We start from the raw sequence: 26722 nt of genomic DNA, 5'->3' as shown, positions 1-26722 counted from the left end.
TGAAAAATCGTGATTTAAATGTTTTTTGTCTAGCAAATCAGCAAAATTCACTTCTAAAAATGTACTTTTTGACGAAATTGTAAAAAAAAAAGTCACATATTGCACTGTATTTTATCTTTTAGGATAGGATAGTGGAAAAAAATCAAGCTATAATGAAGTTATAGATTAAAAAATCGCGATTCATCTTTTTTTAAAATACATGATTACTGCTAAGTCCTGAAGGAGGAAAAAATATGTACGTATCTAAAAAGAATGTTTTATCGTTTTCTGGAAACAAAGAAATTAAAGAAAAAGGGCTGTTTCTTGTTGTGGATGGCCATATCATGCAAGAATCAAATGGAACTTTAATAAAGGTTTTAAAACAAGGTAGCGTTTTTCACGTTGATCCGGAAGGCGCGTCATTTTTCCAATATTTTTCACGTGGCAAGTGCTTCTTGCTTGAAATTGAAGATGAAAAATATTTAGAAGAAATCGCAGAAGAAAACATTCACCGTTTAGCTGGTGCGCTTGAGCGTTATCGTTTACCAGCAAGACAACGTGTTGAAGCGCTTGTTTATCAAATTGCTTTAGATATCGGCGTTGAGAGCGAAAATGAAATTTATATTCCAATTTCTTGCAATCAGTCTGAACTTGCACGCTACAGCAATGTTAGCCGTGAATATTTTGTGAAGATTAAAAATGATTTGTTAATGGAAAATATGATCGCGATCAGAAACCGCAACTGGGTACTTTTAGATAAGAAAAACTGGGAAACTCGTCCCAATTGTATTCCGCTTGAAGAACCAGTGAGCATCGAATCTTAATTTAGCAAACCAAGGCTTCTAACCTTAATGGGGTTAGAGGCTTTTTTGATGGAACTCAGCTCAAAGCGATTGACATTAATGCAGGAAAGTGAGAAGGTTTGATTAGTAAAAAATGATGCGATTTCGAGGCGGGAAAGAGGAAGGATATGGAAATAAAAAGCTATCAAGCAGAATATCAAAAGCAAATCACGCAGCTTGTATTAGGAATCCAGCAAGAGGAGTTTGGGGTTGAGATTACGCTCAGCGATCAACCGGATTTAGCAGATATTCCAAGTTATTATTCTGGTGCAAAAGGTCATTTTTGGATAGCTCTCGAAGGGAATAAAGTTATTGGAACAATCGCTGTCATTTTTTTAAGTGACGGCAATGTCGCAATTCGCAAGCTGTTTACTGATCCTCTTTACCGCGGAAAAAAGTATCAAACAGGGCTGGGGTTGCTGCAAACTCTAGAAAAATTTTGCGCGGAACAAGGTAAAACGCGGATTTATCTAGGAACAACTGCATTGTTTAAGGCGGCTCATCGATTTTATGAGAAAAATGGCTATGAAGAGATCAATCAGGCAGATTTACCAGTTGATTTTGATGTGATGGCTGTAGATTCAAAGTTTTATCGCAAAAATTTGAACTGAGAGTGTGTGCGGCGCAGGTTTCCTGCGCCGCTTTTTTTGTGCCAGACTAGCAATGTTTGGAAGGGGTTCCACAACACAAAATTCATTGTGATGCTTTTTACAAAAAAAGTGATTTAGTATATACTTATTGTCACAAGGGGAAAACATTTAAGAAAGGGAGATTAGGTTGTACAAAAGTAAAGAATTGTATGATTTTTTAATGGAGCAGACAAGCGACTTGACTGAAAATTGGTATGCAACAATGGATCATGAAGGGTTGCACGGGGTTTATGCTACTTCTGACACGCAGGTTATTGAACGTCTTAAACAGCAGAACTATCAGTTTCATTTATTATTTTGCCGTTTGTTTTTAGAGGGAGATCAAAATTTCGCTGAACTATTTAGAAGTTGGCTGGTTGAATTATCGAGTGATGTGGAACATTTAGATACACCGGTTCATGAAATTATTGAACAATTTTTTCGTGTCGAAGAGCAGTATCTTGACTTGATTCAAGATTTTTGCGAGACGCATAAAGGGGTATTATCTTACGAAGAAATTAAGTATTGGAACCGGAAAATTATTAAGCGTTTCAGCGATATTATGGTTTGGTTTGTTCGTGAAAATTCACATAAGGCAGAAGAGCGGCTTCATGCACAGCAGGAAACGATCTTAGAACTGAGCTGTCCGATTATTCCGTTGACGAAAGAAGTAGCACTTTTACCGCTTGTAGGGGATATTGATACAGCAAGGGCGCGTGTGGTTTTAGAGCATACGATTGAAGAATGTGCAAAACGTGAAATCACTCATTTGTTTATTGACTTATCTGGCGTGATGATTATTGATACGATGGTTGCACAGGAGCTGTTCCAACTGATCGAGACGCTACGCTTGATCGGTGTAAAAACGACGCTTTCCGGTCTTCGCCCAGAAGTGGCGCAGACGGCGATTCAACTTGGAATCCACTTTGAAGATGTTAAAATTGAAGCGACGCTGACTGCTGTGATTGAACATGGGTTAGCAAAAAAATAAAGCCAAGGACTAGAGTGATGTAGCAATTTTGCTTGCAAATCTAGTCCTTTTCATTTTCTCAGTTCCGCCCCTTTTTTGTGTTGGTAACGTTTGTGATATGCTAGTTCAGGATTATAAAAAAGTGGGAGGAAAGAAAAAAGTGACAAAACGACTACCTCGTGATCTATGGATTGTCATCGTTGGAATGGTACTTTTATACACCGGCTTATCTTTTATTTGGCCGTTTAATATGATTTACATGACGGGCGAACTTGGCATGTCAGCAACATCGGCATCCGCAGTTCTGCTTGTAAATTCATTCGTCGGGATTATCTCGAGTATTATCGGCGGTTTGATTTTTGACCGTTTTTCTGGATACATTTCGCTTGTGATTGGAACGATTATCTTAGTAGGTGGTACTCTTAGCCTCAGTTTATTTCACGGCTTTCCATCGTTTGTTTGGAATCTTTGGATTGTCGGGTTCGCGATGGGAATGGTATTTTCCGGTCTTTATGCTGCCGCAGGTCTGACGCATCCAAGCGGCGGACGCACCGGATTTAATGCCATCTATGTAGCACAAAATATTGGTGTGGCAGTTGGGCCGTTCCTTGCTGGATTATTAAGTGAGTTTGGGATGGGAACAGTTTATATCGGGGCCTTTGCTTTTGCCGTTCTTTATGCTGGATTCTTCTTTTGGTTTTTCCGCCAAATCGACTGGAAATCGGAACGGGTGAATGGGGACACAAAGCACCGAAAACGTGGTATGAAGCGTTCGTTGCCAACGCTTGTTGGGGCATTTTCGATGGTATTTCTGCTCGCAGCTTATTTGTTTTGCCAATTGCCTCACGTTCAGTGGCAATCGAATTTATCAACTTACATGGTGGATACAATGGGTGTTACGAATGCAGAATACGGAAAGCTTTGGAGTTTAAACGGGGCGCTTATTGTGCTTGGACAGTTTGTGCTGATTCCAGTTGTGTCGCGTTTTAAGAAATACTTGCATGCACAGATTTACATTGGGATTGTGCTTTTTGCGCTGTCGTTTGTTGTGGCGATGAACGCTACGGTTTATAGCGGTTTTGTGCTCGGGATGATTTTTCTGACGCTTGGTGAGATGTTTGCTTGGCCGGCGATTCCGACGATCGCTTATCAGCTTGCCCCAAAGGGGAGCGCAGGACTTTATCAAGGGCTTGTGAACGGAATGGCAACTGCGGCGCGGATGCTTGCCCCGTTTCTTGGGGCAACACTTGTCACAAGCTTTGGCGGTATTACAACACTTTTTATCGGCATTTTTGTTCTGCTCGCGCTTGCGGCGGTCTCGATCACTTTGCAGCGCGTTTTGCAAAAACGCGATCAAGCTAAATTTGTATTGAAGGAGGCGGAGCAGCGTGAAGCTTTATGAGGATGCACGTTTTTATACGATGGAACAGGAAGGGGAATTTACCGATAATGTGCTTGTGGAAAACGGAGTGATTAAAGCGGTGAATGTCCGTTCGGATGATTTTCCGGAGGCGGAGCGGATTAGTCTAGCTGGGAATACGGTTTTGCCGGGGCTTGTCGACTCGCATATTCATTTGCTTTGGTACGGTCAGGCTCTTGAACGCTTGAATTTAAGCGGCACAAATTCCAAACAGGAAGCTCTCGAACGTATTCGCATGCGGCTTGCTCCTTTATCCAAAACCGATTGGCTGTTTGTTGAAGGCTACGACGAGAACACATGGACGGACGATCCGACGCTACTTTCGCGGCAAGATCTTGACACGGTGAGCGCGACGAATCCAATTTTGGTGCGACGGATTGATTATCATAGCGTCAGCGTAAACTCGGCTCTTATTCGGGCGGCAGGGATTACGCCGGAAGATTCGTTTTCTGGTGGCGGTGAAATCGTTTTGGATGAAAAACAGGAATTTACGGGGATACTGCGCGATAATGCGACTTATCTGGCTACGGATCGCTTTCCAGAACCTCACACAACCGATTTGGTAAGGTGGCTCAAGCTTGCGGTTCGCGATTTGTGGAGCAAGGGAATAACGGGTGCTCATTCGGAGGATTTGCATTATTTTAACGGTTTTAACGGCACGCTGGCGGCTTTTCGGGAAACGTTCTCGGATGATTTCCCATTTCGAGCGCAGCTTTTGATTCATAATGCAGAATTTGATGCCTTTGAAAGTTCTCACGAGCAGTTCATGGATGGGCATCCTTATGTCGAGCTTGATAGTATGAAGATTTTTTATGATGGGACAGTCGGTTCGAGAACGGCTTATATGACGGCTGGATATGCAGATGATCCGAAGCAGCATGGGCTTAAAATTCAAACAGATGCGGAATTTGAGGCGCTTGTTCGGCGCGCGCGGCGCGCCGAACTTCCCGTTGCGATTCATATTTTGGGTGACGCGGCGTTTCGTGATGTGATTCGAATGCTTAAGAAATACCCGCCGCGTTCTGGGCAACACGATCGGATGATTCACACGCCTTGGCTCACGGATGAGTTGATCGAAGAAGCGAAAGGGATGCCGCTTTTGTTTGATATTCAACCGCAATTTTTAAGCAGTGATCTGCCTTGGGCGCTTGATGTGCTCGGAGAAAATTATCCGCCGCGTGCATTTGCTTGGAAAACCCTGCTTGAAAATGGATTTGATCTTGCAGGCGGAAGTGATGCGCCCATTGAGATTCCAAATCCGTTTTATGGAATTCATGCGGCGGTTGTCCGTTCAGCAAATCGTGATTTGAACGGAAAACGTTATTTTGAAGAAGAGGCCTTGACTGTTTATGAAGCAGTGCAGCTTTATACGACTGGGAGCGCGAAGGCGAGCTATAAGCGAGGTTCGCGCGGCAAGATTGCACCTGGTTTTGTGGCAGACTTTACGGTTGTTGCGACAAATCCATTTGAGTGCTCGGAAGGTGAACTGAGAGAGATTCAAGTGGTGCGAACGATCGTGAATGACAAGACGGTTTTTGAACGGTAGCGAAGGAAATAAATTGAAAAACCTGCATCAGAGTTCGTAATCGAAATTTCTGACGCAGGTTTTTTTAAAAACTATTTTAAAATCTTATTTTTTAAGTAGCCGTTAAACAAATACCAGCCGGAGTTCATTTCCATCTTGCGGAAAAATAAAACAAACTCGCTAAAAGCAGTAGCCTCAAAATGGACATTGCCGTTTTTCATTTGAATCGACAAATATTCGAGTGCGGCAGAGTAAACGGAATGATAATTGCGGTAAACATCCTCGAAGCTTGTATCCATATCGCGGCGGTCTTCACCAAGTGCCTCGAAAACCGGAACGGCATGAACGTTTTTTTTTAATGTTTTCAAAGGCCGCCTCGTAAAGCGACAGCGTTTCATTGCGCTGAGCAAGCATAAATCCGTCAATGTGCTTGCGCATTTCATATTCATTTGATTTGACATAATATGAGGATAACCAATAATCGACTAATTGTTCAACATGCTGTTCAAGGTAATCTAAGATATCCTTCATGTTGCTGAGTCCCCCCTTGTCATTCTATTGTAAATCCAGTATAACATAAAAAAGCTAAAAAAGTAGCTGGATTAAAATACCAAAAAGTGGGTAAATGGTAAAAAATACAGAAAGAAGGAATGCTTATGACGGATTCGAAAATTACTCCTTTTTTAACATTTAGCGGGGATGCAGAAGAAGCTGTAACCTTTTATGTGTCGCTCTTTGCGAATGGTAAACTGCTTTCGCTGACGCGTTTCAGTGAGGGCGAGCGAGGCGAGCCCGGCAAGGTTCTGAATGCCGAATTTGAGCTTTCCGGTGAGAAGTTCATGGCAATGGATATGGAAGAAAAGTATGCGGTGCCATTTAGCTGGGCAACTTCCTTTTTATTCAAGCTTGACGCTGAAGCTGAATTTGATCGACTGTTTGAAGCCCTTTCGGAAGGTGGAACCGTCATGATGGGACCAGAAGCGGTCGGCGACTTTCAAAAAGTCGCCTGGATTACGGATCGCTTCGGCGTGACATGGCAATTAGTTTACTAGTCAAAACAAAGAAGAAAGAAGCTAGCGGAGAATTGGTTTATCCACGCCGGCTTCTTTCTTTTTTATTTTGCTTTTTTCAAAACGATTCCTTTGTAAAGCCAAACTGTGATGAAATAATAAATACTGTAAATCGCAAGGAATAGGAGAACCGGAATAAAGAAGCGGTAGTAGGGGTTAACCATCAGAAACGAGAACATTTCCATCCCGATTGCTACGTGGATAAATCCGATGATTCCTGGGAATAAGAAAATCAAAAACATTTCTTTTCGGATTGAATGTTCAAGCAAGCGGCGTCTAACTCCAATTTTTTCAAGCATTTGATAACGTTTGATGTCTTGCGTCGCGCCCGTTAAAATTTTGAACATGAGCGAGCTTGCCATCATGGTAAGAAATGCAAAACCGAGGAAGAATCCCATGAACACGGTTCCGCTTGCGAACATTTTATAGTTGGTATAAGTGGCATATTTACTCATAATACCTTCAGAATCGCGCTTTTGCTCAAGTTTATCGAGTTTTTCAAGTGAAGTGAGACTAGATTCAAAGTCTGGAACTTTCCCGAAGAAGAGTACGCCGGATTTTCCTGCTTGTTGAGCGAACACGTCATTTTCAACAAATTTGATGTCGCGCTCACCAATGATGGACAGTGGAATTGAAGAACGAAGCAACTGATTCCAGTCCGCCGAATCTGTATCCGGATTCGCATTAATCCGTTTCGCTTCTGCCATACCGCTCGTTGTAAAGTTTGTTCCAAGTGGTTTATGTTCCTTTAATTCTTTTAAGTTAAAATAGATGGTTTTAGCATCCGTTTTAAAACGATATTGAAAATCTTCTTTGAACTTCATTGTGTCAATCACGTCTTGTTCAGCTTTCGTTGGATTTGCAATGGCAACATCATATGGTGCGGTGCGTTCTGCAAGTAAAATACCATTATTTTGGAATGCAAACCCTACCGCGATAGCCCCCATTCCTAGTGCAATCAGCATAGCTACTGTTGCGAGGACACGTGAAAGCTGACTAATTCGAAAGCTGAGCTGGGCGTAGGTAAAAGAATTAAGTCGTTTGCTTTTCTTAATTTGTTTATCTCGCAACTTTTTAATCACAAGTGGTAAAAACGTGGCAAAGAAAAGATAAGTACCGGAAGTAATAGCAAAAAGAGCAATAATAATACCGGCAAACTGAGTGTTTCGAATATCGATCATAACGTAATAACCGATGACAAGCAAAATAACTGAGAGAATAGCTTTAAAAATAACCGCTTTTTTGCGGATTACAATATGTTCGGCTTTCGATTCTGCATGAACGAGATCAAGCGCAGTGACTTTTGAGAGTCGGAATAAGTTAAACAATGCTGCGAGTAAGAACAAAATAACGAAAAACGCTACAGTTGTAAATAGTGAAGGCAAATAAAATGGTGCATAAGTAGTAGAGGTAAAATCAAGTTGTTTCATTAAAAGATTACCAACAACACTTGCAAGAACAGTTCCGAGTACTAAGCCAATCACAAGTGAACAAAGGCCGATAAACATCGTTTCGATAAACATAATCAACGAAATTTTACGTTTTTTAGCACCGAGAGTCATATACATCCCAAATTCCTGTTGTCGAAGCGAGAACAGAAATGAAGTGGCGTAAATCGTATATGCGACTGTGATAATTGCAAGCAATACGGAACCTGCATGGAAAACGAAACCAACTGCTGAAATCATCGAATTTTCTTTAATAAAAGCATCGTTTAAAGCGAGCGTTTCAAACATGTAAAAAATTGAGATGGCCATAACAAGACCAATCAGTAGTACAACGTAATCCTTTAAACGACTTTTCATACTGGAAAGTGCGAGTTTAAAAATCATGTGATCACTCCCCGTCCTGCTCGGTACCAAGTGTTGCGAGCACATCTAAGATTTCTTGATAAAAGGCTTTCCTGCTGCCGCTGCGGTTTAGTTCTTTATAAAGCACTCCATCTTGGATGAAAAGGATGCGCTCACAGTAGCTTGCGCTTTGGGGATCATGCGTTACCATCAAAATGGAGACGCCTTGATTTTGATTTAAATCCGTCATCGTTTCAAGCAATCCAGTAGCATTTTTAGAATCCAGTGCGCCAGTTGGCTCATCACCAAGGATAATTGCTGGCTCATGAACGAGCGCTCTCGCAGCAGCAGTTCTCTGCTTTTGTCCACCAGAAACTTCAGCCGGAAATTTCATTAAAATATCATGGATACCAAGCTGTTTCGATACAATTTCAACGCGTTCCTTGATTTTCTTGGCTTTTACATCTTGCAAGGAAAGCGGAAGCGCAATATTTTCATATAACGTCAGGTTTTCAAGTAAGTTAAAATCTTGGAAAATGAAGCCGAGCGACTGGGCACGGAAATCTGCCAACTCATCGTTTTTCATCTGTGTCACATCACGTCCAGCGATCGAAATTTCGCCGCCAGTCGGACGATCGAGCGTTGAAAGTACATTGAGAAGTGTTGTTTTACCAGAACCAGATGGTCCCATAATACCGATAAATTCGCCTTTCTTCATTGAAAAAGAAATATCTTGTAATGCAACTGATTTATTTTCGTTTTTCTTGCCATAAATTTTTTCAACATGTTCAACTTGAACCACATTATTTGTCACAATGATTACCTCCTAAGAATATCTTAATTCTACCCTAACCTAAACAGAGTAGCAATACCCTCGACTCAGGTGACAAAAAAAAGGTGTTGCATCTTACAATATTGTCATTTACTTTACGTTTAGCAAAAAAGTGCCGCAAAAAGCGTCAAATGCGGGTTTCCATGTTCAAATTGAGTTTTAATAATCAGCCTGAAGACCTATTTTTCAAACTTTATTTAATTAAAGCTTGAAAAACATTTTTAATTGAATTAGAATAAGTGTTCGTCAAATTCGTTTCGAATGGGGAGGGAAACAATGAAAATTTTACTACAACACTTGAAAAAGTATCGAGTCGAGACTATCTTTTCAACACTTTTCGTTGCGATCATGGTCGTTTCACAATTATGGCAGCCGAAACTTCTGCAGCAAGTTTTAGATGCTATCGTGAAAGATAAGATGGATGACATTTCTTCGATTGGGATTCTCTTGATCGTCATTGCAGTTATTGGCTTAATAGCAGGTATCTTAAATACAATTTTATCTGCCAAAATTGCGCAGGGAGTCGGGGCGGACATCCGCGAAAGCAGTTTCCGCAAAGTCCAATCTTTTTCATTCAGTAATATCGAAAGATTTTCAACCGGAAACTTAGTTGTCCGGCAAACAAATGACATTACACAAGTTCAAAATCTCGTGATGATGTCGCTTCAATCACTAACACGGATTCCGATCATGTTTATCGGAAGTTTTATTTTGGCAATGATTACCCTACCGGCGCTTTGGTGGGTCATTATTTTGCTCGTCGTTTTAGTCGTACTCATTGTAATGCTGACTTTCGGCGCAATGGGCAAGCACTTTGCCAAAATTCAAATGTTCCTTGATAAAGTCAATGCGATTGCTAAAGAAAACTTAGCTGGGATGCGCGTTGTTAAAAGTTTTGTTCAAGAAGATAATGAAATCGGACGCTTTTCAAAAACTAGCGACAGTCTAACGCATCATACCATTCGCGTTGGGATTCTTTTTTCTGTGATGATTCCTGCTTTCATGCTTGTATCAAACCTAGCGGTGGTCGTTTCAATCTATTTTGTCGGCGACATGGTCAAGGATGATCCAACTGTCATCGGAGCCATTGCCTCCTTTATGAACTACTTGATGCAAATCATGATGGCGATTATTATCGGCGGAATGATGACAATGATGGCTTCAAGGGCTTTCATCTCACTTGGACGGATCAGCGAAGTGCTAAATACAGAGCCAGATATCACTTATGATCCAGATGCAAAAGAAGAAGAGCTTACAGGAAGTGTGGAATTTAAGAACGTCAGTTTCCGCTATGAGGGCGATGATGAAGATTCGCTTTCGGATATTTCCTTTAAAGTGGCTCCTGGGGAAATGATCGGCGTAGTTGGGGCTACTGGTTCCGGCAAGTCGACCTTGGCACAACTAATTCCAAGGCTTTACGACCCGCAAGAAGGAGAAATCTTGATTGGCGGCAAGGATTTAAAACATCTGAATAAAAATACGCTACGCAACACGGTTTCGCTTGTTCTCCAGCGTGCCATTCTCTTTTCAGGAACTATCTCGGATAACCTCCGTCACGGGAAAAGAAATGCGTCTGAACAAGAAATGGAGCATGCAACGGCGATTGCACAAGCGAAAGAATTTATCGAACGTCAAGATAAACGCTATGAAGCTATCGTTGAAGAGCGCGGGAATAACTATTCTGGCGGTCAAAAACAGCGGCTTTCCATTTCGCGCGGCGTAATCGGTAACCCGAAAATTTTGATTCTCGATGATAGTACGAGCGCACTTGATGCGAAATCAGAAAAACTAGTTAAAGAAGCTCTTGGAAAAGAACTTCAAGACACAACCACGTTTATCATTGCTCAAAAAAATTTCTTCTGTCATTCAAGCTGATAAGATTTTAGTACTTGATGATGGGCATCTTGTTTCAGTAGGAAGTCATCATGAACTTCTTGAAACAAGCCCGATTTACCAAGAAATTTATGAGACCCAAAAAGGAAAGGATGTGTGGGATAATGAGTGAATTTAAACAGATTACAAAATTCTTCTGGCATTATCTCCGCGCATATAAGCTTCAACTGCTTGTTGTTTTACTTGCAGTTATTGGAGCCACTTATTTACAAGTAAAAGCTCCACAATATATGGGAAACGCTATTCAAGAGCTTGCCAACTATGCTGTTAATCTCTTTACAAAAGGTATTGACGACAAAACAGAGTTCCATCATATCTTACTTCTGCTGTTACTATTTTACGTGTTGACATCCGTTGCAACATTTGTCCAAAGTATCATTATGGCTGGTGTTTCTGGGAAATCGACTAACCGGATGCGGATCGGTTTGTTCAAAAAAATGGAGAAACTATCAATCCGATTCTTTGACAGTCATAATGACGGTGAAATGCTAAGTCGTTTCACGAGCGATATGGATAATATCTCGAACACGCTTAACCAAGCGCTCGTGCAAGTACTATCCAATCTTGCACTGATGATCGGTGTTATCATCATGATGTTCATGCAAAATGTCGAACTGGCACTCGTTACATTGATTGCTTCACCGTTCGCCGTTGCTATCGCAGCTGTAATCATTCGTAAAGCGCGCCGTTATGTTGATCTTCAACAAGATAGCCTCGGACGTCTTAATGCGTATATTGATGAAAAGATTTCCGGTCAAAAAGTGATCATCACAAACGGACTTGAGGAAGAGACCATTGAAGGCTTTACGAAACACAATAGCATCGTAAAAAATGCGACATATAAAGGACAAGTATATTCAGGGTTGCTTTTCCCAGTTATGCAAGGGATTTCGCTGTTAAACACAGCAATCGTTATTTTCTTCGGTGGATACCTCGCGCTGAACGGTAGCCTTGACCGCACAGTAGCGCTCGGATTAATCGTGATGTTTGTGCAGTATTCGCAGCAGTTCTATATGCCGCTTACGCAAATTTCGTCTCAATATAGTATGCTTCAACTCGCAATTACCGGTGCCCGCCGCGTGAGCGAAGTCTTCAAAGAAAAAGACGAAGTTGAGCGCCCGAATGTGAAGGACATTGATGGTGTTCATCAAAGCGTGGAACTGAATCATGTTAATTTCGGTTACAAGCCTGAAAAACCTGTTCTAAAAGACGTGAACATCAAGCTCGAAAAAGGACAAATGGTGGCGCTTGTTGGGCCTACTGGTTCTGGGAAGACCACCATTATGAACTTGTTAAATCGCTTCTACAATGTCGATTCCGGTGAAATATTGTTTGATGGAACAGATATCCGCGATATCGAAATGCACTCGCTTCGTAAACAAGTTGGAATTGTGCTCCAAGATTCAGTCTTGTTCTCAGGAACTATCCATGATAATATTTCGTTCGGGAAACCAGATGCAACGCGTGATGAAGTTATTGCTTCGGCAAAACAAGCTCATATTCATGATTTTATCATGACACTTGATAAAGGATATGAAACTGAAATTAGCGATGAAAACAACATTTTCAGTGTGGGTCAAAAACAACTTGTTAGTATTGCGCGCACGATTTTAACGAACCCAAGCTTGCTGATTCTTGATGAAGCAACAAGTAATGTGGATACAGTTACGGAAAGTAAAATCCAAAAAGCAATGGATAATGTCATTTCAGGACGAACGAGTTTTGTTATTGCACATAGACTCAAAACAATCCTAGATGCCGATCATATTGTAGTTCTTCATCAAGGTGAAGTAATTGAAGAAGGGACGCATGAATCGCTTCTGAAACAAAAAGGATTTTATGCCGAACTTTATCATAATCAATTTGTGCTTGAATAAGTCGAAAAAAGCCCCGCTTCTTCCGAGGAAGAAGCGGGGCTTTTTCATGTTATAATGGAAGAAAAGTTTTTGAAGGAGAAGTTATGAAAAAAGTATTAATCAGCTTAGCAATGGTTCTTGCGGTTGTCTTGGCAAGCTGCGGCAAAGAAGAAGAACCAAAAGAAAAATATGTCATTTACACGGGCGAAGTGTATCAAAACGGGGCTAGCGGAGATACGAGCGTTTCCGTCAACAACCTTGAAACTGAGGATGGCAAAAAAGTCGAGGGACCGGTTGAACTTCAATCAATTAGCAAGATTGAAAATAAGAAAGATGAAAGGTCGTTGAATGTGGCAGATCTTAAGGTGGGGGATAAAGTGGATGTGTATTTGAAGAGCGGCTTTGAAGTCGAGGAAAGCTCTCCGGAAAGAATTGCCTATAAATATATTATAAAAATCGTCAAAAGTTGAAGTGTGATATTTCATAGTGTAACTTAGTAATTTGTTTTCTTTATTACGAAGTCTAAATATTTTTGATTAAAATGTTTCTTTAGGATAGTGAAATACGACTATTGTAGTTATTGTAAGGGTTCACGCGGCTAAGGTATAATAAAAATAGAAAGATATTCTATGGAAAGTAGCAATAAACTGCTTCTAAAATATGATATGAGTTGCGAGGTTATTCTAATGCTGAAAAAAACAATGGCCAAAATCTATTTTCGGTTTCTTAGCCGTAAGTACCATCATCAAAGCGGCCTTACACTTGATTATATGTTTAAAAAATCTAAGAGCCGTGATCATTTAGTGGTGATCTTTAATGCCTTCCCGCGTCCGGGACTTCCGGCAACATACAATTACATTAAGACGACTGACGAAGTTGACGCTGATCGATTATTTATCTTAGATAATTTTGGACACAATAAAATCGCCGGTTATTACTTGCTTGATTATGGGGATTCTGCGCTTGAAGATGCTGTGACTGAACTTGTCAGCAAAAAAATGAAGGAACGTAACTACAAAAAAATTATATTTATTGGAACAAGTAAAGGCGGCTACGCAGCAATGTATTATGCTGTAAAACTTGGTGCTGATGCTGTTATTGCTGGGGCACCGCAGTATTTGCTTGGAAACTATCTGACTGATATTCCGCAAAAAGCAAACACTTTTAAAGGAATCGCCGGTGATCCGCCTGTTTATACAGTTGATCAGCTCAACCAAATTCTTCCTGACCGAATTAAATCTAAGCCGGAGAAAAAGCCGATTTTCTATGTTCACTACTCGGATAAGGAACACACATACTGGGAGCATATCAGCTTTTTGCTTGATGACTTGGAAGAAGAAGGCTATGAGCTTCATCGCGACAGAGAAGAATACGAAGAGCATGGCGAAGTGGCTAAATTCTTCCCGCAGTTCTTAGTTAAAACGCTAAATGATTTAACATCAGATAAGAAGTAGTCGTTATACCTCGAATCTATTTTGATTTGAGGTATTTTTATATAGCAAAAGGGAGTCAAAAATCGTCAAAGGGACTCAAATATGTATAATCTGTGAAATTTTATCAAAATAGGTTTAAAGCCGCTGATTTTGAGTAAAATAGAGAGTAAGTAAGGGGTTACATGAGGAGGTAATCGGCAATGAGAAAGGGAGATAAAAAACAAGAACCACTAACAACACAGACAGATATAAAACAACTTGAGCGGCTGTTTCTTGAACTGAAAGAACTGCTTGACGAGCAAGCCAGTATCGACGGTTTTAAAACTCTTGTTTTGATCGAGCGAAAGCTGGATGAATATCGACTGCAGCAAACATTGTCGGGGCAAGAAGCAGAAAATTGCTACGCAGCTAAATTAGAAAGCACATATAAGAACTCGTAAACGGGTTCTTTTTTTTCGTTGTTTCAAGCAAGAAAAACTGTTAGAATCGGACAAGAGAGCTCGAGCGCAAAAAGCTCGACAATGAAAAAGGAGTTTTCCACATGCGTTTAGACAAATTATTGGCACATGCCGGTTATGGCACGAGGAAGGACGTTAAGACGGTGCTAAAGAAAAAAGAAGTGACGGTGAATGGTCTGCGCGTTCGCGACGGAGCTCAAAAAATCGATCCAGAACGAGATCAGGTTATTGTTTCCGGACAGTTGATAGACTATGCGGCCAAACGCTATTTTATGCTTCATAAACCTAGCGGGGTTATCAGTGCAACAGAGGATGAAAGAAGCCGGACAGTTCTTGATTTGTTTCAACCGGAAGATCGTTTTCGCGGTCTATTCCCCGTTGGACGGCTGGATAAAGATACAGAGGGCTTGCTGTTAATCACGAATGACGGCGATTTGGCGCATAGATTGCTTGCCCCGAAAAAGCATGTCGACAAAGTGTATTTTGCGAAGGTCACAGGAAAACTTACGGATGAAGATGTCACTGTTTTTGAAAAGGGCGTTACATTTTTAGACGGCTACGCAGCGCTTCCAGCCGAGCTAACAATTTTGACGGCAACTGAGGTAAAATCCGAGGCACGCGTGACTATTCACGAAGGGAAATTCCATCAAGTGAAAAAAAATGTTCGAAGCGCGCGGAAAAAAAAGTGACCTATCTAAAACGCGAGCAAATGGGAAGCCTTGTGCTCGATCCAAATCTTCCGCTCGGGGCGTACCGCGAACTATCAAAAAGTGAATTAGAAGCGTTACAGGCGTTTTAGTTTTAATATCAAAAACAGCTGTTCTGCCATATACTCCTTAGAATCATGAAAATTTGTCTCAACCCAATAAACAATCATGCCAAAGATCGCGTGTGATTGATAGCTCGCGAGCAGTTCTAAGTTCGGTGCATCAGCCGAATGATCAAAATGAAGGGCATCTCGTAGCGTTAACTTTTTGATGACGTTGCATACTTCGTTTTGGAATCCGGGACCAATTTTAGAAGTAATGACATGATGATAAAACTTCTGGTTTTTTTCAACATGATCAAAAATTTTAATCATATCCGGTTGGAGCTGGTGCACTGAAAAATGGGCTTCCGCTTGATATGGTTCGTTATAAGCTCGCCGTAAATCAGCAAGTACATCTGCAATCATTTCATTTAATAAATCTTCCTTTTCCCGGTAATGCCTGTAAAAAGTAGTACGGTTAACGTCTGCTTGTTTGACGAGGTCTGAGACGGTTATTTGTTCCACATTTTTAGTATCTAACAACTCAAGAAAAGCTTGATAAAAAGCTCGCTTTGTTTTTTGAATGCGTTTATCTGTCATTATGCCTTGCTCCCATCTTTTTCCATAAACAACATATATCAAAAATCTGTTGCTTATGCAACAAAAAGCCTTCTCTTTACTGATTGCATCCGCTTACAAGCGCGCGTATACTTTATATAAGAGGTTATACTCTTGCAACAAAAAGCGAATCAAGGAGGAAATAAAAGATGGGGAAACTAGAGAATAAAGTAGCAGTCGTTACAGGCGCAGCTTCTGGCATGGGGAAACAAATTTCAATTTTGTATGCTAAAGAAGGAGCGAAAGTAGTTGTTGCAGATTTAAACTTAGAAGCAGCAGAAAAAACAGTAGAAGAAATTAAAGCAGCTGGCGGTGAGGGGATCGCGGTTGTAGCAAACGTAGTGAAACAAGCAGATGTTGATACGATGATAGACCTTGCAATGGATACTTATGGTAGACTGGATATTTTAGTTAATAACGCTGGAATTATGGATAACTTTGTTCCGATTGCGGAACTGACGGATGACTTATGGGATCGCGTGCTTGCCGTTAACACAACAGGTGTGATGCGTGCGATTCGTAGAGCCATTCCAATTTTTGAGGAAGCTGGCGGTGGAGCAATTGTTAATATCGCATCAGCGGGTGGATTATTCGGTTCTCGTGCTGGAGCAGCATACACAGCTTCCAAACATGCGGTTGTCGGACTTACGAAAAACGTGGGCTTCCAGTATGCAACCAAAAACATTCGCTGTAATGCGATTGCACCAGGAGCAGTGAACACGAATATCGGGAACACAATTTCGGCACCAAGCGAATTCGGACAAGCGCGTGCAATGGTTGGAATGGGCGTAAGCCCGCGCGTTGGGGAACCTGACGAAATTGCTAAAGTAGCACTATTCTTAGGCTCAGACGAATCGAGCTTTGTGAATGGTGTCGTTGTTCAGGCAGATGGCGGTTGGACAGCGTATTAATCACTTTTAAAAAAAAGCTAGGCTGGCGACGGTTACGAGCTTTCTATTACGTATAAAGATGATCCAGATATTGATTTGCTTATACGAATATGATCAAAAAAATAACCTGCCGCATCGCGTTTATTTAAGCACCTGGCATTTTAGTAGCAAAAAAGAGAAGTAACCAGCTCGCTTCGAGCTGGTTACTTCTCTTTTTTATTTCTTCAAATCCTCAATCGAATTAATATTTGTCATGTAGGTTGGAACCGCAAGGCCGACTTTCGCACCTTCCAAGTTCGCACCTAAATCTTCAACCTTGGACTTATAATCTTTGTAGTAAACACCTGACGTATTCGGAAGCCAAGCCGCAACCATACCATCGGCTGCATTTGTCGCAACAGAAGCCCACATTGGTTGAATTTCCATTGCTTGAATTGTTGGCTTATAACCCAACTGGCGAAGCACTTCTGCAACCACATTTGTCGAAGCAATTTCAGAGTCCCAAGCCACATAAGTCAGCTTAATTGCGTCTCCATTTACCTTTTCAACACCGTCAGTCCATTCCTTCACTTTATCCGGATTTGCCTTAATCCACTTCTTCGCGGCCTTTTCTGGGTCAACACCGTCGTTCACTTCAAGCATCACTTTCGACATATCTTCAGGTGTCCAGTGGAAGCGATCAAGCACTGTGTAGGCAGAAGGCATATCTTGCTTCAGTCCCTTACGAACGATTGTGTGAATGTTTTCAGCATCGCCGTATACGTTTTTTGGATCTTTTAGGAATTTCAAATCGAATTTTGTAAACATCCAGTGAGGCTGCCAGCCGGTTACAACAATCGGACGCTTATCCTTAATCGCCTTTTCAAGCGTAGAAGTCATAGCGGCCGTAGAACTTGTTTGAAGTTGCCAATTATAGTCGTCTAGTTTATAGTCTTTAATCGCGTTTTGCGTTGAGAGCATAATACCGGCACCGGCGTCAATACCAGTAATCGTGTAATTAATTTGTTCGCCGAGCGGTTTTTTTGGATCATAGGAAGCGAGCTTCGTTCCGCAAGCGGAAAGAACCAGAAGGAGCGCACTAACCAAGGCAACGATTGCTAATTTTTTTCGCATCTTGATTCCTCCTTAGTTTTCAATCTTGTTCTTTTTATTAAAGCTTTGCGTTAAACGGTCGAGAATAATGGCAACAATAACAATGGCAATCCCAGCTACGAAACCGCCGCCGGCATCATTTCTACCAACCGCAAAATAAACACGTGTTCCAAGCCCCATTGCACCGATCATCGAAGCAATAACAACCATAGAAAGCGAAAGCATAATACTTTGGTTAATCCCAGCCATCATGGTTGATTTCGCCATTGGAAGTTCAACCTTAATCAGCTTTTGCCAGCCTGTTGAGCCAAAAGAATCTGCGGCTTCAACGAGCTCCGTCGAAACTTGGCGAATCCCAAGATTTGTCATCCGCACAGTAGGTGGCATTGCAAAAATGACCGAAGCAACAACCCCAGGAACCATCCCGATTCCAAAGAAAGCAACAGCTGGAATCAAGTAAACAAAGGCCGGCATTGTCTGCATGAAATCAAGAATTGGTTTGAAAATCGCTTCAACTATATTGCTTTTCGACATCCAAATCCCAAGAGGAATTCCGACCACAAGAGCAATCAAACTACTTGTCAAAACAAGTGTTAGTGTTTGCGTCATGTCGCGCCAAAAATCGAGGTTCCAAATCAAAAGAAGCCCAATCAGTTCAAAAACAAGCAATCCCCATTTTTGTTTCTTCCGATTGATCCAAAAAGTAAGAAGAAGAACCAAAATAATAAATAACCAGGCGGGAAGAAGATCAAAAACCCACTGAAAAGCATTTACAACGCCGCCTATCATATTTGTAATCACATTAAAAAAAACCTTCAAATTGCGTTAAACTATCTACCAAATTATCAATCCACTCTGCAAGTGGAATACTTGGAATATTAGGCATCCGCATTCACCTCATTTCCTGAAAGTGCAGCAAGAACAGAGCCGCGAATAATAATACCGCGTAGTTTGCCATTTTCTGTTACTGCAACCGGTATCGCCGTAGTGGCCATTTGATCCATCAATTCAACCAGCGGAGTATCCGGGTTTGTTGTTGGAACATCCGTTTGAATCACAGATTCAAGCGAAGAAATATTTTGCTTCACGAGATTAGAAACATCTGAAGCGTGAGCAATTCCAACGAGTTCACGACCTTTGCGAACAACAAAAATACTTGATGTCCCCGCTTCACGCATTCGTTTAAGTGCAACGCGTGGACCATCCTTTTCGATATTAACAATCTCAGGACGAATCATAACATTGCTTGCTGTATAGACCTTCGAACGATCCACATCTTCAATAAATTTCTCAACATAATCATTTGCTGGGTGCGCCAAGATATCTTCCGGAGTTCCAGTCTGAACAACCGAGCCGTCGCGCATAATCATAATATGGTCGCCGATTCTAAGCGCCTCATCCAAATCATGCGTGATAAAAATAATGGTCTTTTGCATCTTGTCTTGCAAGTCGAGCAGTTGATCTTGCATATCCTTACGATTAAGCGGATCAAGTGCCGAAAAAGCTTCATCCATCAAAAGAATATCCGGATTATTTGCAAGTGCACGAGCAAGTCCGACACGTTGCTGCATTCCACCAGATAATTGAGATGGATATTGTTCACCGTAACCAGACAGCCCTACAAGCTCAAGCGCTTCCGCTGCCTTTTGTGCACGTTCTGTTTTCGGAATTTTCTGTACTTCAAGACCGTATTCAACATTGCTCAAGATCGAGCGGTTTGGAAATAAACCAAAACTTTGAAAAACCATACTCATGCTTTTTCTGCGCACCTCGCGAAGTTGCTTCTTGTCAAGCTTTGAAAGTTCTTTTCCGTCTAACCAAATTTCACCGCTTGTCGGTTCAATCAATCGGTTTAGAAGCCGCACAAGTGTGGATTTCCCGCTTCCAGAAAGCCCCATAATCACAAAGATTTCTCCCTCTTCGACTTTAAAGGAAGCCTGATTAACACCGATTGTAGCTCCAGTTTCTTTTAAAATCTCAGTTTTGGATTTACCCTGAGATAGTAGCGAAGAAGCTTTCGAAGCTTTCTTACCGAAAATCTTCGTTAAGTTCTTAACTTCTATTTTACTCAAATTAATTGCTCCTTTCTTACGTTCCAGCGTTTTATTTTTTGCGAAATAAAACGAACATCTACCATTGTAACGAATATTACAGTAAAATTCATCCGATACGATTATTCATAACTTTTTATTATCGTAATGAGGCGCATCAGCTTGGGGCTTGTCGTGAATTAAAAAAAATTTTAATTTTGCTTGTATAAAAACGTTTTTATGTTAAAATAAACTTAAGTTTAAATAATAAACAAAAGTTTAGAAGGGAGGTTGTTCAACTGAAAGCACACGATCAAAAAATGAACGAAAAAGAAGAAATAATTTTCCGTTCAATTCAAAAAAACCCCTATATTTCACAGCAAGAATTGGCAGAAATATTGAATTTATCACGACCAACTGTTGCAAATTTAATATCGGGTTTGATTCGCAAAGGTCAAATTCTCGGGAAAGCCTATATTTTAAATGAAGCCAAACAAATTATCTGTATTGGCGGGGCAAATGTAGATCGCAAATTTTATTTAAAAGAAGATGTACAGCTTGGGACATCAAATCCGGTTTGTTCTACGCAGAGCGCCGGCGGAGTGGCGCGGAATGTGGCGGAAAATCTGGGTCGTCTTGGAAAGGATGCGGTTTTGCTGACGGTATCTGGTTTGGATGCGGACTGGGATGCGATTCGTCAGGCGAGCGGCGCTTATATGAATCTGGATTATGTTACGGCGTTTTCTGGGGTTGCAACAGGGTCATATACTGCTGTGTTAGAGCCGAACGGCAATCTGCATGTGGCGCTTGCTGACATGGAAGCTTACGACCATCTCACGCCAGCTGTAATTGCTAAAAATGATGCCCTGCTTTCAAATGCAAGTGCGATTGTGGCAGATTTGAATTGTCCGAAAGAAACGCTCAGCTACCTTGCTAATGCGGCCGAGATCAATCAGGCGCCGCTTATCCTAGTGCCTGTTTCTTCTCCGAAAATGCAGCGCCTGCCGGGAGATTTATCGCAAGTGACGTGGCTGATCTGCAATCGCGATGAATCGGAAACATACCTTGGAATGGCAATTGAAACTGAGGCCGATTGGAAACAAGCTGTCGAAAAGTGGCTTGCACTCGGTATTCAAAATGTTGTTGTCACAAATGGGAAGCTTGGGGCGATGGCGGGAAATAACGCCGAAGGAATCCTACATGAACCGGCAATTATCGTAGATGAAATTCGTGATGTTACGGGTGCCGGGGATGCCTTCTGCTCAGCGGTTATCTACGCATGGCTTAGCGGAAGTCCGCTCCGTGAAACCATCCAAGCAGGAAGTATCAATGCAGCCAAAACTTTAATGTCAGAATATACCGTGAGACAAGACTTGTCAGCGTCTCAATTAGAAAAAGATTTGGAGGAATTAAAATGAAAAAATATCTTTCGTTTTCAGAAGAAGTAAAAGCAGCGAAACTTGCTGGGAAGCCTATTGTGGCACTCGAATCAACGATTATTTCACACGGAATGCCTTATCCGCAAAATGTGGAGATGGCGCGTGAAGTAGAAGAAATTATCCGTCAAAATGGAGCCGTTCCAGCAACGATTGCAATCATGGATGGTGAAATCAAGATTGGGTTGTCAGACGCAGAACTTGAATTATTTGCGAAAAGTTCTAAAGTTGCTAAGGTTTCTAGACGAGATATCGGCTATCTAATTGCAACAAAAAAAACTTGGCGCAACCACTGTAGCTGCAACGATGATTTGTGCAGAGCTTGCAGAAATTCCGATTTTTGTTACTGGGGGAATCGGCGGCGTGCATCGCGGTGCGGAAACGACGATGGATATTTCGGCGGATTTGGAAGAACTTGCGAAGACAAATGTAGCGGTAATTTGTGCAGGGGCGAAATCAATTCTTGATCTTGGTTTGACGATGGAATACTTGGAAACAAAGGGAGTTCCAGTGATCGGATACGGAACAGACGTGCTTCCAGCATTTTATACGCGGACAAGTGAGATTGAACTAACGATTCGTGCAGATGAACCAGAAATCATTGCAGAAAGCTTAAAAGCCAAGTGGGATCTTAAGATTGGCGGCGGTGCAGTGATTGCCAACCCAATTCCGGAAGAGCACGCCATGGATGCGGATGTGATCAATGGTGTCATCGCGCAAGCTTTAGCTGAAGCGGATGAAAATGGAATTCACGGAAAAGATGTTACGCCGTTCTTGCTTGGAAAAGTAAAAGAACTTACGGCAGGCAAAAGCCTTGAAGCAAATATTGAGCTGGTGAAACATAATGCGTTAATCGGTTCAAAAATCGCGGTAGCCTACCAAAATTTATAAAAGCATGCCATGGCTTCGGAACTTGAGGTCATGGCGTTTTTTTGTTAGAGTAAAATTAAAAACAAGAAGGGGGAGCTGCTTTTTGAAGATGGTAAGCGCCTGTCTTGCGGGAATTCCGTGTCGATACGACGGGAATCATAAAGAAAACTACGAATTGAAAGAGTTAGTCATACAGGGTAAAGCGATTGCACTTTGTCCAGAAGTGATTGGTGGGCTTGACATACCGCGTAAACCGGCCGAAATTGTTGGTGGTGACGGCTTTGATGTGTGGAATGGAGCTGCGAGAGTGAAGGATATTGATGGCTTAGATGTCACAGATGCTTACCTCAAAGGAGCGAAGCGAACTCTTGAACGGCTTGAAAGATTGAAGATAGAAACGGTAATTTTAAAAGAAAAAAGCCCATCGTGTGGCGTTTGCCGAATTTATGACGGGACATTTAGCGGAAAAGCAAAAGCTGGACTTGGTGTGACAGCAGCTTATTTGAAGCTTCATGGAATTGAGGTGTTGTCAGATGAAGAAGTGAAATTGGGATAAAACAAGTGCTACGGCTGATCAGCTTGATTGGCCTTGCGAGCCTAGATTCTTGCTAGGCTCAATTAATCTCTAGATATCTGAAACGAAGTCACTAACATCGGGCATCATAGTCACCTCACTTTTTATAAACTGTGTATGTGTTATATTAGCAATCACTTAATAAAAAAAATTTCTAAAAATGTAAATTAAGGTACAACTATTATTTTGTGAAGGTGTACTTTGACTCAGAATTACCAAAAAGTAATGACATGGGATTTCGTGCTGTTGAATTTCATAGATTATATGTTAAAAAAGCTGAGAATTTTTTGAAATTCTCAGCTTTTTAATGAATTCATCGAAATACTATTACTTAAAGCTGGCAAGTGATCCCATTGGGTCCCACGGTTTTAAGTGGATAGGGTCTTGCTTCAATGCTTCTTGGAGTTCTTTTGACAGATACTTTTTGTGAATAACAACTTGGAATGTAAATTCATCCATCCACGCATCACTGGCAGTAAAGTAGCCATTATTTCCGACTTTTTCACCCCAACTATTTTCTACTTTCCAGCGATCGACCTTACCGTTTTTCTCGTTGAATCCGGTTAAAACCATCGCATGTGTCAGCATGCTTTCTTTATAATCCAGTCGCTCAGCTTTTGTCATCGCTGTCTTGAAACCGAATGCTGTTTTCAAATCAAAAATTGCTGGGTCCATGATACCGCTTGTCCGTTCGGAGCTTTGTCCGACGTCACAGCCGAACCAGACGGTTTCACCAGATGCAATTTGTTTCTTTGCGAGCGATTTTAAGGTATCTATATCTACATTTAGATACTTGATTGGTTTGCCGCCAACGACATTTCCAAGGAAGTCAACGGTGAATGTTTGATTGAATGGTTTATCGGCTGTCGGGGCATTGATGACCGGAGCATAATCAGCCAAGTTCAAGCCGATATATTTTTGATAGAATGTTTGAGGCGTCATGTTCAATTCTTGATGGTATTTATTTTCGTTATCGCGGTATTCAAAATCAAATGTTTCAGGCGGTTCGCCAAGTGCGAACATGAGGATTTGATAGATTTCTGCAAGCATATCTTCTTTTAACGCAAGTCGATCTTTTTCTTTTGCTTGGCGTAAAATTGCTGCATTAGTTCGCAAGCGTGCATTCAGCAACTCGTTCAACTCACGTGATGATTGGCTTCCAAAAGTTTCTGGCATTGCGCTTTTTGGAACGACTCCGTATTTTTCGATGATCGACACGAGCATGTCCCATTGTCCGCCATCTTGCTGCGGTGTTTCAAGTAAAAAGGAAACGGTGCGGCTGTCTAGTTTTTTATCGCTTGTTGAAGAGATTGCTTCGAGGAAATAGTTTGCTTTTTCAAATTTGTCCCAAAAATTAATGTAGTTTTGGGAAAGTTCGAAGTCTTTTAAGCCGAATGCGCTGTTTAATTGATGCCGGAATGTATTTAATGCAGCGAACATCCAGCAGCGACCGCTTTGATTCTGATTGCTCACTTTGTCTGTTGCAATTTCTGTCGAAAAAACAGGTTGAACTTGGCGGATGACTTCACCATTTTCGGTGGTAGCTTTGATACCGTTTTTCATAATCGCATCTTTAAAAATTTGGTTAGCAGGATTTTGTTTGAGTTTGTTAGAAAAAGCTGTGATTTGTTTGTGACTTATTGATTTTTCCATGGGAATCCTCCTTTTTCACTTCAATACTATTTTAGTATACTGCTAGAAAAGCAAGAACTGCAAGAAAACGCAAGCGGCACGAGCTAAAAAGCTCGTGCCGCTTGTGCTATCTATGAAGCAGATAGTCTTGCTTAAGCCGCTCACAATGTTTATGGAACTGTTTGATACGCCAAGGTTTCGGAGAAAGCATCAGGATACCATCTTCTTCTAATTTACGCAGGTTTGTTGCCACATAAGCACGTGCTAGATTTAAGTAATTACCTAGGATTTTCTGCGTGAAATAATAAGGGATAAGGCAAGAACCATCAGTTTCCAAACGTCCGAATTTGGTGCCGATAGTAAGAAGTCCGGCCAAAATCTTTTCGTTAGACGGAAGATGAACGACTGCTTCGCGTTCCAAGGCAGGAGTCAGTGTTTCCTTTGCCAATCTATAGAGCAAATTATTTTGCTGCTCAAGCTCTGCACGAACATAACTTCGTTTGAAGCAGTAAGCACTGACTTCACTCACAGCTTCATAGGAAACGGGTGAAACCGCCTGCTCGTCAAGATGATAAAACCCAAGATGGTCGCCTTTTCCGAAAAAAGCGAGGATAGTATCTTCTTTATAGGTTTCTTTATTCATTGAAACGGCTCCATCCAAAATGATATAAAAAAAGGAATGATTTTCTCCTTCAGAAAGGATGGTTTCACCGCGTTTAAAATGAACTCGTGAGTATGGAAGAACGGCTTCCCTTTTTGACTGCAACTGCTGCAATAAATCACCGTGAGACTCTTCCAGCTCTTTTTCAAATGACATATGTAGCTTCCCCTTTTTCAAAAATTTACTTTTCTATTATAATCAAGAATCAGGGGTTTTTGTATTAATTGAACTGTGTAACGATGAGCGTTTAAAGCTTTTTCTCTGAAAGTAGGCGGCTTTTAACCAACCGATTTCGAATCATAATTCCGAAAATGCCGGCAAGGGCAGCCTTGATAATGCCTGGGATGAGAAAAGGGAGAAATCCGATGTAAAAGGATTTGGTAAGGGACATTCCTGCTCCAATTTTAAGCCAAATCATTCCAAAGAGAAGTGTGAATAGCGCCCCGATAATGTTCGCAGTGATGGCTATCCCAGTCGTATAGCGCGTTTTATCTAGGATGTATCCTGTAATGAAGGTATTGGCTAAGAAGCCGATGATATATCCGCCTGTAATTCCAATGAGAATACCTATTCCGGCAGTCATCCCTTGAAAAACGGGGATACCGATTATGCCGAGCATAATGTAGACAAAAACCGAAATGGTTCCGTGTTTTGCCCCTAAAATTGTTGCAGCAAGTCCAATTGCAAAGGTCTGTCCTGTAAATGGAATAGGACCAATCGGAATGGCAACTTGTGCTAAAATAGCAATGATAATGGCAAACAATGAATCCAATATCAGAAATTTTAATTGTTGATTTCGCAAAACAAGTTCCTCCTATTGTAAACTTTTATTTTTAAAGGTTAACATTAAAAAGGTTTTTTGACAAGGGAAAAAGGGTAAATATTGGCAACGCTTTAATTAGGGGGTTTCGTGATGACGACAATAATTAGAAAAGCAGAGCCGAAAGATGCGAAATTTATTCGAAATGTGGCAGTCATTTCCTTTCATGATACCTATGAAACAATTATTCCAGAAGAAGTTCAAGACAGCTTTTTAAACAAATTTTACAATGAAGATACACTGCAAAATCGAATCAGTGCGACGCCGTTTGTAGTACTCGAACGGGAAGGTGAAATTCTCGGCTTTGCCAATTTTATCGAACTGGATAAAGGGAAAAGCGAACTATCAGCATTTTATTTGCTACCAGACGAAAAGTTGAAGGGCTACGGGACACGAATTTTAGAAGAAGGTATTCATCTTTTTAATTTACCGCTTCCGATGTTTGTAAATGTTGAGGCAGAAAATGAATCGGCGCTTACATTTTATTTACGTAAAGGCTTTGTTGAATTTGAACGGTTTGATGATGATTTTTATGGCTACAAACTCCCAACAGTTCGGCTTCATTTGACTCATAATGTGGAAGAAGATGAGAGGTAGGTTTAAAGTTTGCTTTCAAAGATACATTGATAGAGTGATTTCGAAAAGATGATCTAG

The 26722-nt window shown here is 41.2% G+C and carries 24 protein-coding genes and 4 pseudogenes; 17 read left to right on the top strand and 11 right to left on the bottom strand.

All coding sequences use genetic code 11. From position 1 onward, the window contains the following. The first annotated feature begins 233 nt into the window (after positions 1-233). The 5 genes from MFLO_RS00465 to MFLO_RS00445 all read left to right on the top strand — a co-directional run bounded on the left by MFLO_RS00465 (position 234) and on the right by MFLO_RS00445 (position 5386). Positions 234-803, top strand: coding sequence for a cyclic nucleotide-binding domain-containing protein (locus tag MFLO_RS00465; protein ID WP_051993341.1), 570 nt, complete (start codon positions 234-236; stop codon positions 801-803). Positions 804-949: 146 nt separating this feature from the next. Continuing rightward, positions 950-1432, top strand: coding sequence for a GNAT family N-acetyltransferase (locus MFLO_RS00460; RefSeq protein WP_036095547.1), 483 nt, complete (start codon positions 950-952; stop codon positions 1430-1432). Between the two features lie 166 nt (positions 1433-1598). Beyond that, the gene (locus tag MFLO_RS00455) at positions 1599-2441 is read left to right on the top strand and encodes an STAS domain-containing protein (protein ID WP_036095544.1); all 843 of its coding nucleotides are present in this window, start codon (positions 1599-1601) and stop codon (positions 2439-2441) included. Positions 2442-2580: 139 nt separating this feature from the next. Then, positions 2581-3822 (top strand): MDR family MFS transporter, encoded by a 1242-nt coding sequence (locus MFLO_RS00450; RefSeq protein WP_149022927.1) that lies wholly within the window; start codon positions 2581-2583, stop codon positions 3820-3822. Next, a complete protein-coding gene (locus MFLO_RS00445; RefSeq protein ID WP_036095541.1) occupies positions 3809-5386 on the top strand; it encodes an amidohydrolase in 1578 nt (525 codons plus the stop codon). The genes MFLO_RS00450 and MFLO_RS00445 overlap by 14 nt, the downstream gene beginning before the upstream one ends. Positions 5387-5457: 71 nt before the next feature. On the opposite strand, the gene MFLO_RS00440 is transcribed toward MFLO_RS00445, so the two are convergent. Further along, positions 5458-5733, bottom strand: coding sequence for a hypothetical protein (locus tag MFLO_RS00440; RefSeq protein ID WP_149022926.1), 276 nt, complete (start codon positions 5731-5733; stop codon positions 5458-5460). Next, complete coding sequence (locus MFLO_RS00435; protein ID WP_036095538.1) at positions 5678-5896, bottom strand: hypothetical protein; 219 nt, start codon at positions 5894-5896, stop codon at positions 5678-5680. Before MFLO_RS00435 ends, MFLO_RS00440 begins: the two co-directional genes overlap by 56 nt. A 125-nt stretch (positions 5897-6021) precedes the next feature. Between MFLO_RS00435 and MFLO_RS00430 the strand changes: the two genes are divergently transcribed. Next, complete coding sequence (locus MFLO_RS00430) at positions 6022-6417, top strand: VOC family protein (protein WP_149022925.1); 396 nt, start codon at positions 6022-6024, stop codon at positions 6415-6417. 62 nt (positions 6418-6479) lie between these two features. On the opposite strand, the gene MFLO_RS00425 is transcribed toward MFLO_RS00430, so the two are convergent. Both MFLO_RS00425 and MFLO_RS00420 read right to left on the bottom strand, forming a co-directional pair. Next, positions 6480-8267, bottom strand: coding sequence for an FtsX-like permease family protein (locus MFLO_RS00425; RefSeq protein ID WP_036095533.1), 1788 nt, complete (start codon positions 8265-8267; stop codon positions 6480-6482). 4 nt (positions 8268-8271) lie between these two features. Continuing rightward, entirely contained in the window at positions 8272-9039 is a 768-nt protein-coding gene (locus MFLO_RS00420) for an ABC transporter ATP-binding protein (RefSeq protein WP_036095532.1), read from the bottom strand. Between the two features lie 294 nt (positions 9040-9333). Between MFLO_RS00420 and MFLO_RS00415 the strand changes: the two are divergent. The 6 genes and pseudogenes from MFLO_RS00415 to MFLO_RS00390 all read left to right on the top strand — a co-directional run bounded on the left by MFLO_RS00415 (position 9334) and on the right by MFLO_RS00390 (position 15496). After that, positions 9334-11062: pseudogene (locus tag MFLO_RS00415) on the top strand (ABC transporter ATP-binding protein). After that, on the top strand, positions 11055-12827 hold the full coding sequence (locus MFLO_RS00410) for an ABC transporter ATP-binding protein (RefSeq protein ID WP_036095530.1): 1773 nt from the start codon (positions 11055-11057) through the stop codon (positions 12825-12827). Before MFLO_RS00415 ends, MFLO_RS00410 begins: the two are co-directional and overlap by 8 nt. Positions 12828-12910: 83 nt before the next feature. Next, entirely contained in the window at positions 12911-13276 is a 366-nt protein-coding gene (locus MFLO_RS00405) for a DUF3221 domain-containing protein (RefSeq protein ID WP_036095528.1), read from the top strand. A gap of 216 nt (positions 13277-13492) precedes the next feature. Next, positions 13493-14260: a Two component regulator three Y domain-containing protein gene (locus tag MFLO_RS00400; protein ID WP_241433477.1), complete on the top strand. Its 768-nt coding sequence runs from the start codon at positions 13493-13495 to the stop codon at positions 14258-14260. 179 nt (positions 14261-14439) lie between these two features. Beyond that, positions 14440-14679 carry a hypothetical protein gene (locus tag MFLO_RS00395; protein WP_051993340.1) on the top strand — a complete coding sequence of 80 codons (240 nt, stop codon included), beginning with the start codon at positions 14440-14442 and terminating at the stop codon, positions 14677-14679. 101 nt (positions 14680-14780) lie between these two features. Beyond that, positions 14781-15496, top strand: a pseudogene (locus MFLO_RS00390) (pseudouridine synthase). On the opposite strand, the gene MFLO_RS00385 reads toward MFLO_RS00390, so the two are convergent. Then, positions 15482-16045, bottom strand: coding sequence for a TetR/AcrR family transcriptional regulator (locus MFLO_RS00385; RefSeq protein WP_036095526.1), 564 nt, complete (start codon positions 16043-16045; stop codon positions 15482-15484). The pseudogene MFLO_RS00390 and the gene MFLO_RS00385 sit on opposite strands and share 15 nt — an antisense overlap. A 167-nt stretch (positions 16046-16212) precedes the next feature. Between MFLO_RS00385 and MFLO_RS00380 the strand changes: the two genes are divergently transcribed. Next, entirely contained in the window at positions 16213-16974 is a 762-nt protein-coding gene (locus tag MFLO_RS00380; RefSeq protein ID WP_036095525.1) for an SDR family oxidoreductase, read from the top strand. Between the two features lie 195 nt (positions 16975-17169). On the opposite strand, the gene MFLO_RS00375 is transcribed toward MFLO_RS00380, so the two are convergent. From MFLO_RS00375 to MFLO_RS00365, 3 genes and pseudogenes are all read right to left on the bottom strand, one after another. Continuing rightward, complete coding sequence (locus MFLO_RS00375; protein WP_036095523.1) at positions 17170-18066, bottom strand: glycine betaine ABC transporter substrate-binding protein; 897 nt, start codon at positions 18064-18066, stop codon at positions 17170-17172. Positions 18067-18078: 12 nt separating this feature from the next. Further along, a pseudogene (locus MFLO_RS00370) lies at positions 18079-18931 on the bottom strand (ABC transporter permease). Next, positions 18924-20117 (bottom strand): quaternary amine ABC transporter ATP-binding protein, encoded by a 1194-nt coding sequence (locus MFLO_RS00365; RefSeq protein ID WP_036095521.1) that lies wholly within the window; start codon positions 20115-20117, stop codon positions 18924-18926. Before MFLO_RS00365 ends, MFLO_RS00370 begins: the two are co-directional and overlap by 8 nt. Positions 20118-20395: 278 nt before the next feature. Between MFLO_RS00365 and MFLO_RS00360 the strand changes: the two genes are divergently transcribed. The 3 genes and pseudogenes from MFLO_RS00360 (at position 20396) to MFLO_RS00350 (ending at position 22937) form a co-directional block, all read left to right on the top strand. Beyond that, positions 20396-21493 (top strand): PfkB family carbohydrate kinase, encoded by a 1098-nt coding sequence (locus MFLO_RS00360; protein WP_420912507.1) that lies wholly within the window; start codon positions 20396-20398, stop codon positions 21491-21493. Then, positions 21490-22402, top strand: a pseudogene (locus tag MFLO_RS00355) (pseudouridine-5'-phosphate glycosidase). The gene MFLO_RS00360 and the pseudogene MFLO_RS00355 overlap by 4 nt, the downstream one beginning before the upstream one ends. Before the next feature lie 82 nt (positions 22403-22484). Then, the gene (locus MFLO_RS00350; RefSeq protein ID WP_149022924.1) at positions 22485-22937 is read left to right on the top strand and encodes a 2-thiouracil desulfurase family protein; all 453 of its coding nucleotides are present in this window, start codon (positions 22485-22487) and stop codon (positions 22935-22937) included. A 345-nt stretch (positions 22938-23282) separates the two neighbouring features. Here MFLO_RS00350 and pepC read toward each other — a convergent pair whose 3' ends face one another. From pepC to MFLO_RS00335, 3 genes are all read right to left on the bottom strand, one after another. After that, positions 23283-24608 carry an aminopeptidase C gene (gene pepC, locus MFLO_RS00345; protein WP_036095517.1) on the bottom strand — a complete coding sequence of 442 codons (1326 nt, stop codon included), beginning with the start codon at positions 24606-24608 and terminating at the stop codon, positions 23283-23285. A gap of 106 nt (positions 24609-24714) precedes the next feature. Then, entirely contained in the window at positions 24715-25404 is a 690-nt protein-coding gene (locus MFLO_RS00340) for a Crp/Fnr family transcriptional regulator (RefSeq protein ID WP_036095516.1), read from the bottom strand. Between the two features lie 91 nt (positions 25405-25495). Then, entirely contained in the window at positions 25496-26050 is a 555-nt protein-coding gene (locus MFLO_RS00335) for a biotin transporter BioY (protein WP_036095513.1), read from the bottom strand. Positions 26051-26161: 111 nt separating this feature from the next. On the opposite strand from MFLO_RS00335, the gene MFLO_RS00330 reads away from it, so the two are divergent. Beyond that, complete coding sequence (locus MFLO_RS00330) at positions 26162-26665, top strand: GNAT family N-acetyltransferase (RefSeq protein WP_036095511.1); 504 nt, start codon at positions 26162-26164, stop codon at positions 26663-26665. Positions 26666-26722 lie beyond the last annotated feature (57 nt).

This window comes from Listeria floridensis FSL S10-1187, assembly GCF_000525875.1.
GTDB lineage: Bacteria > Bacillota > Bacilli > Lactobacillales > Listeriaceae > Listeria > Listeria floridensis.
Note: the sequence above shows the minus strand (reverse complement) of the source record. Positions and strands in the feature narration are given on the sequence as shown.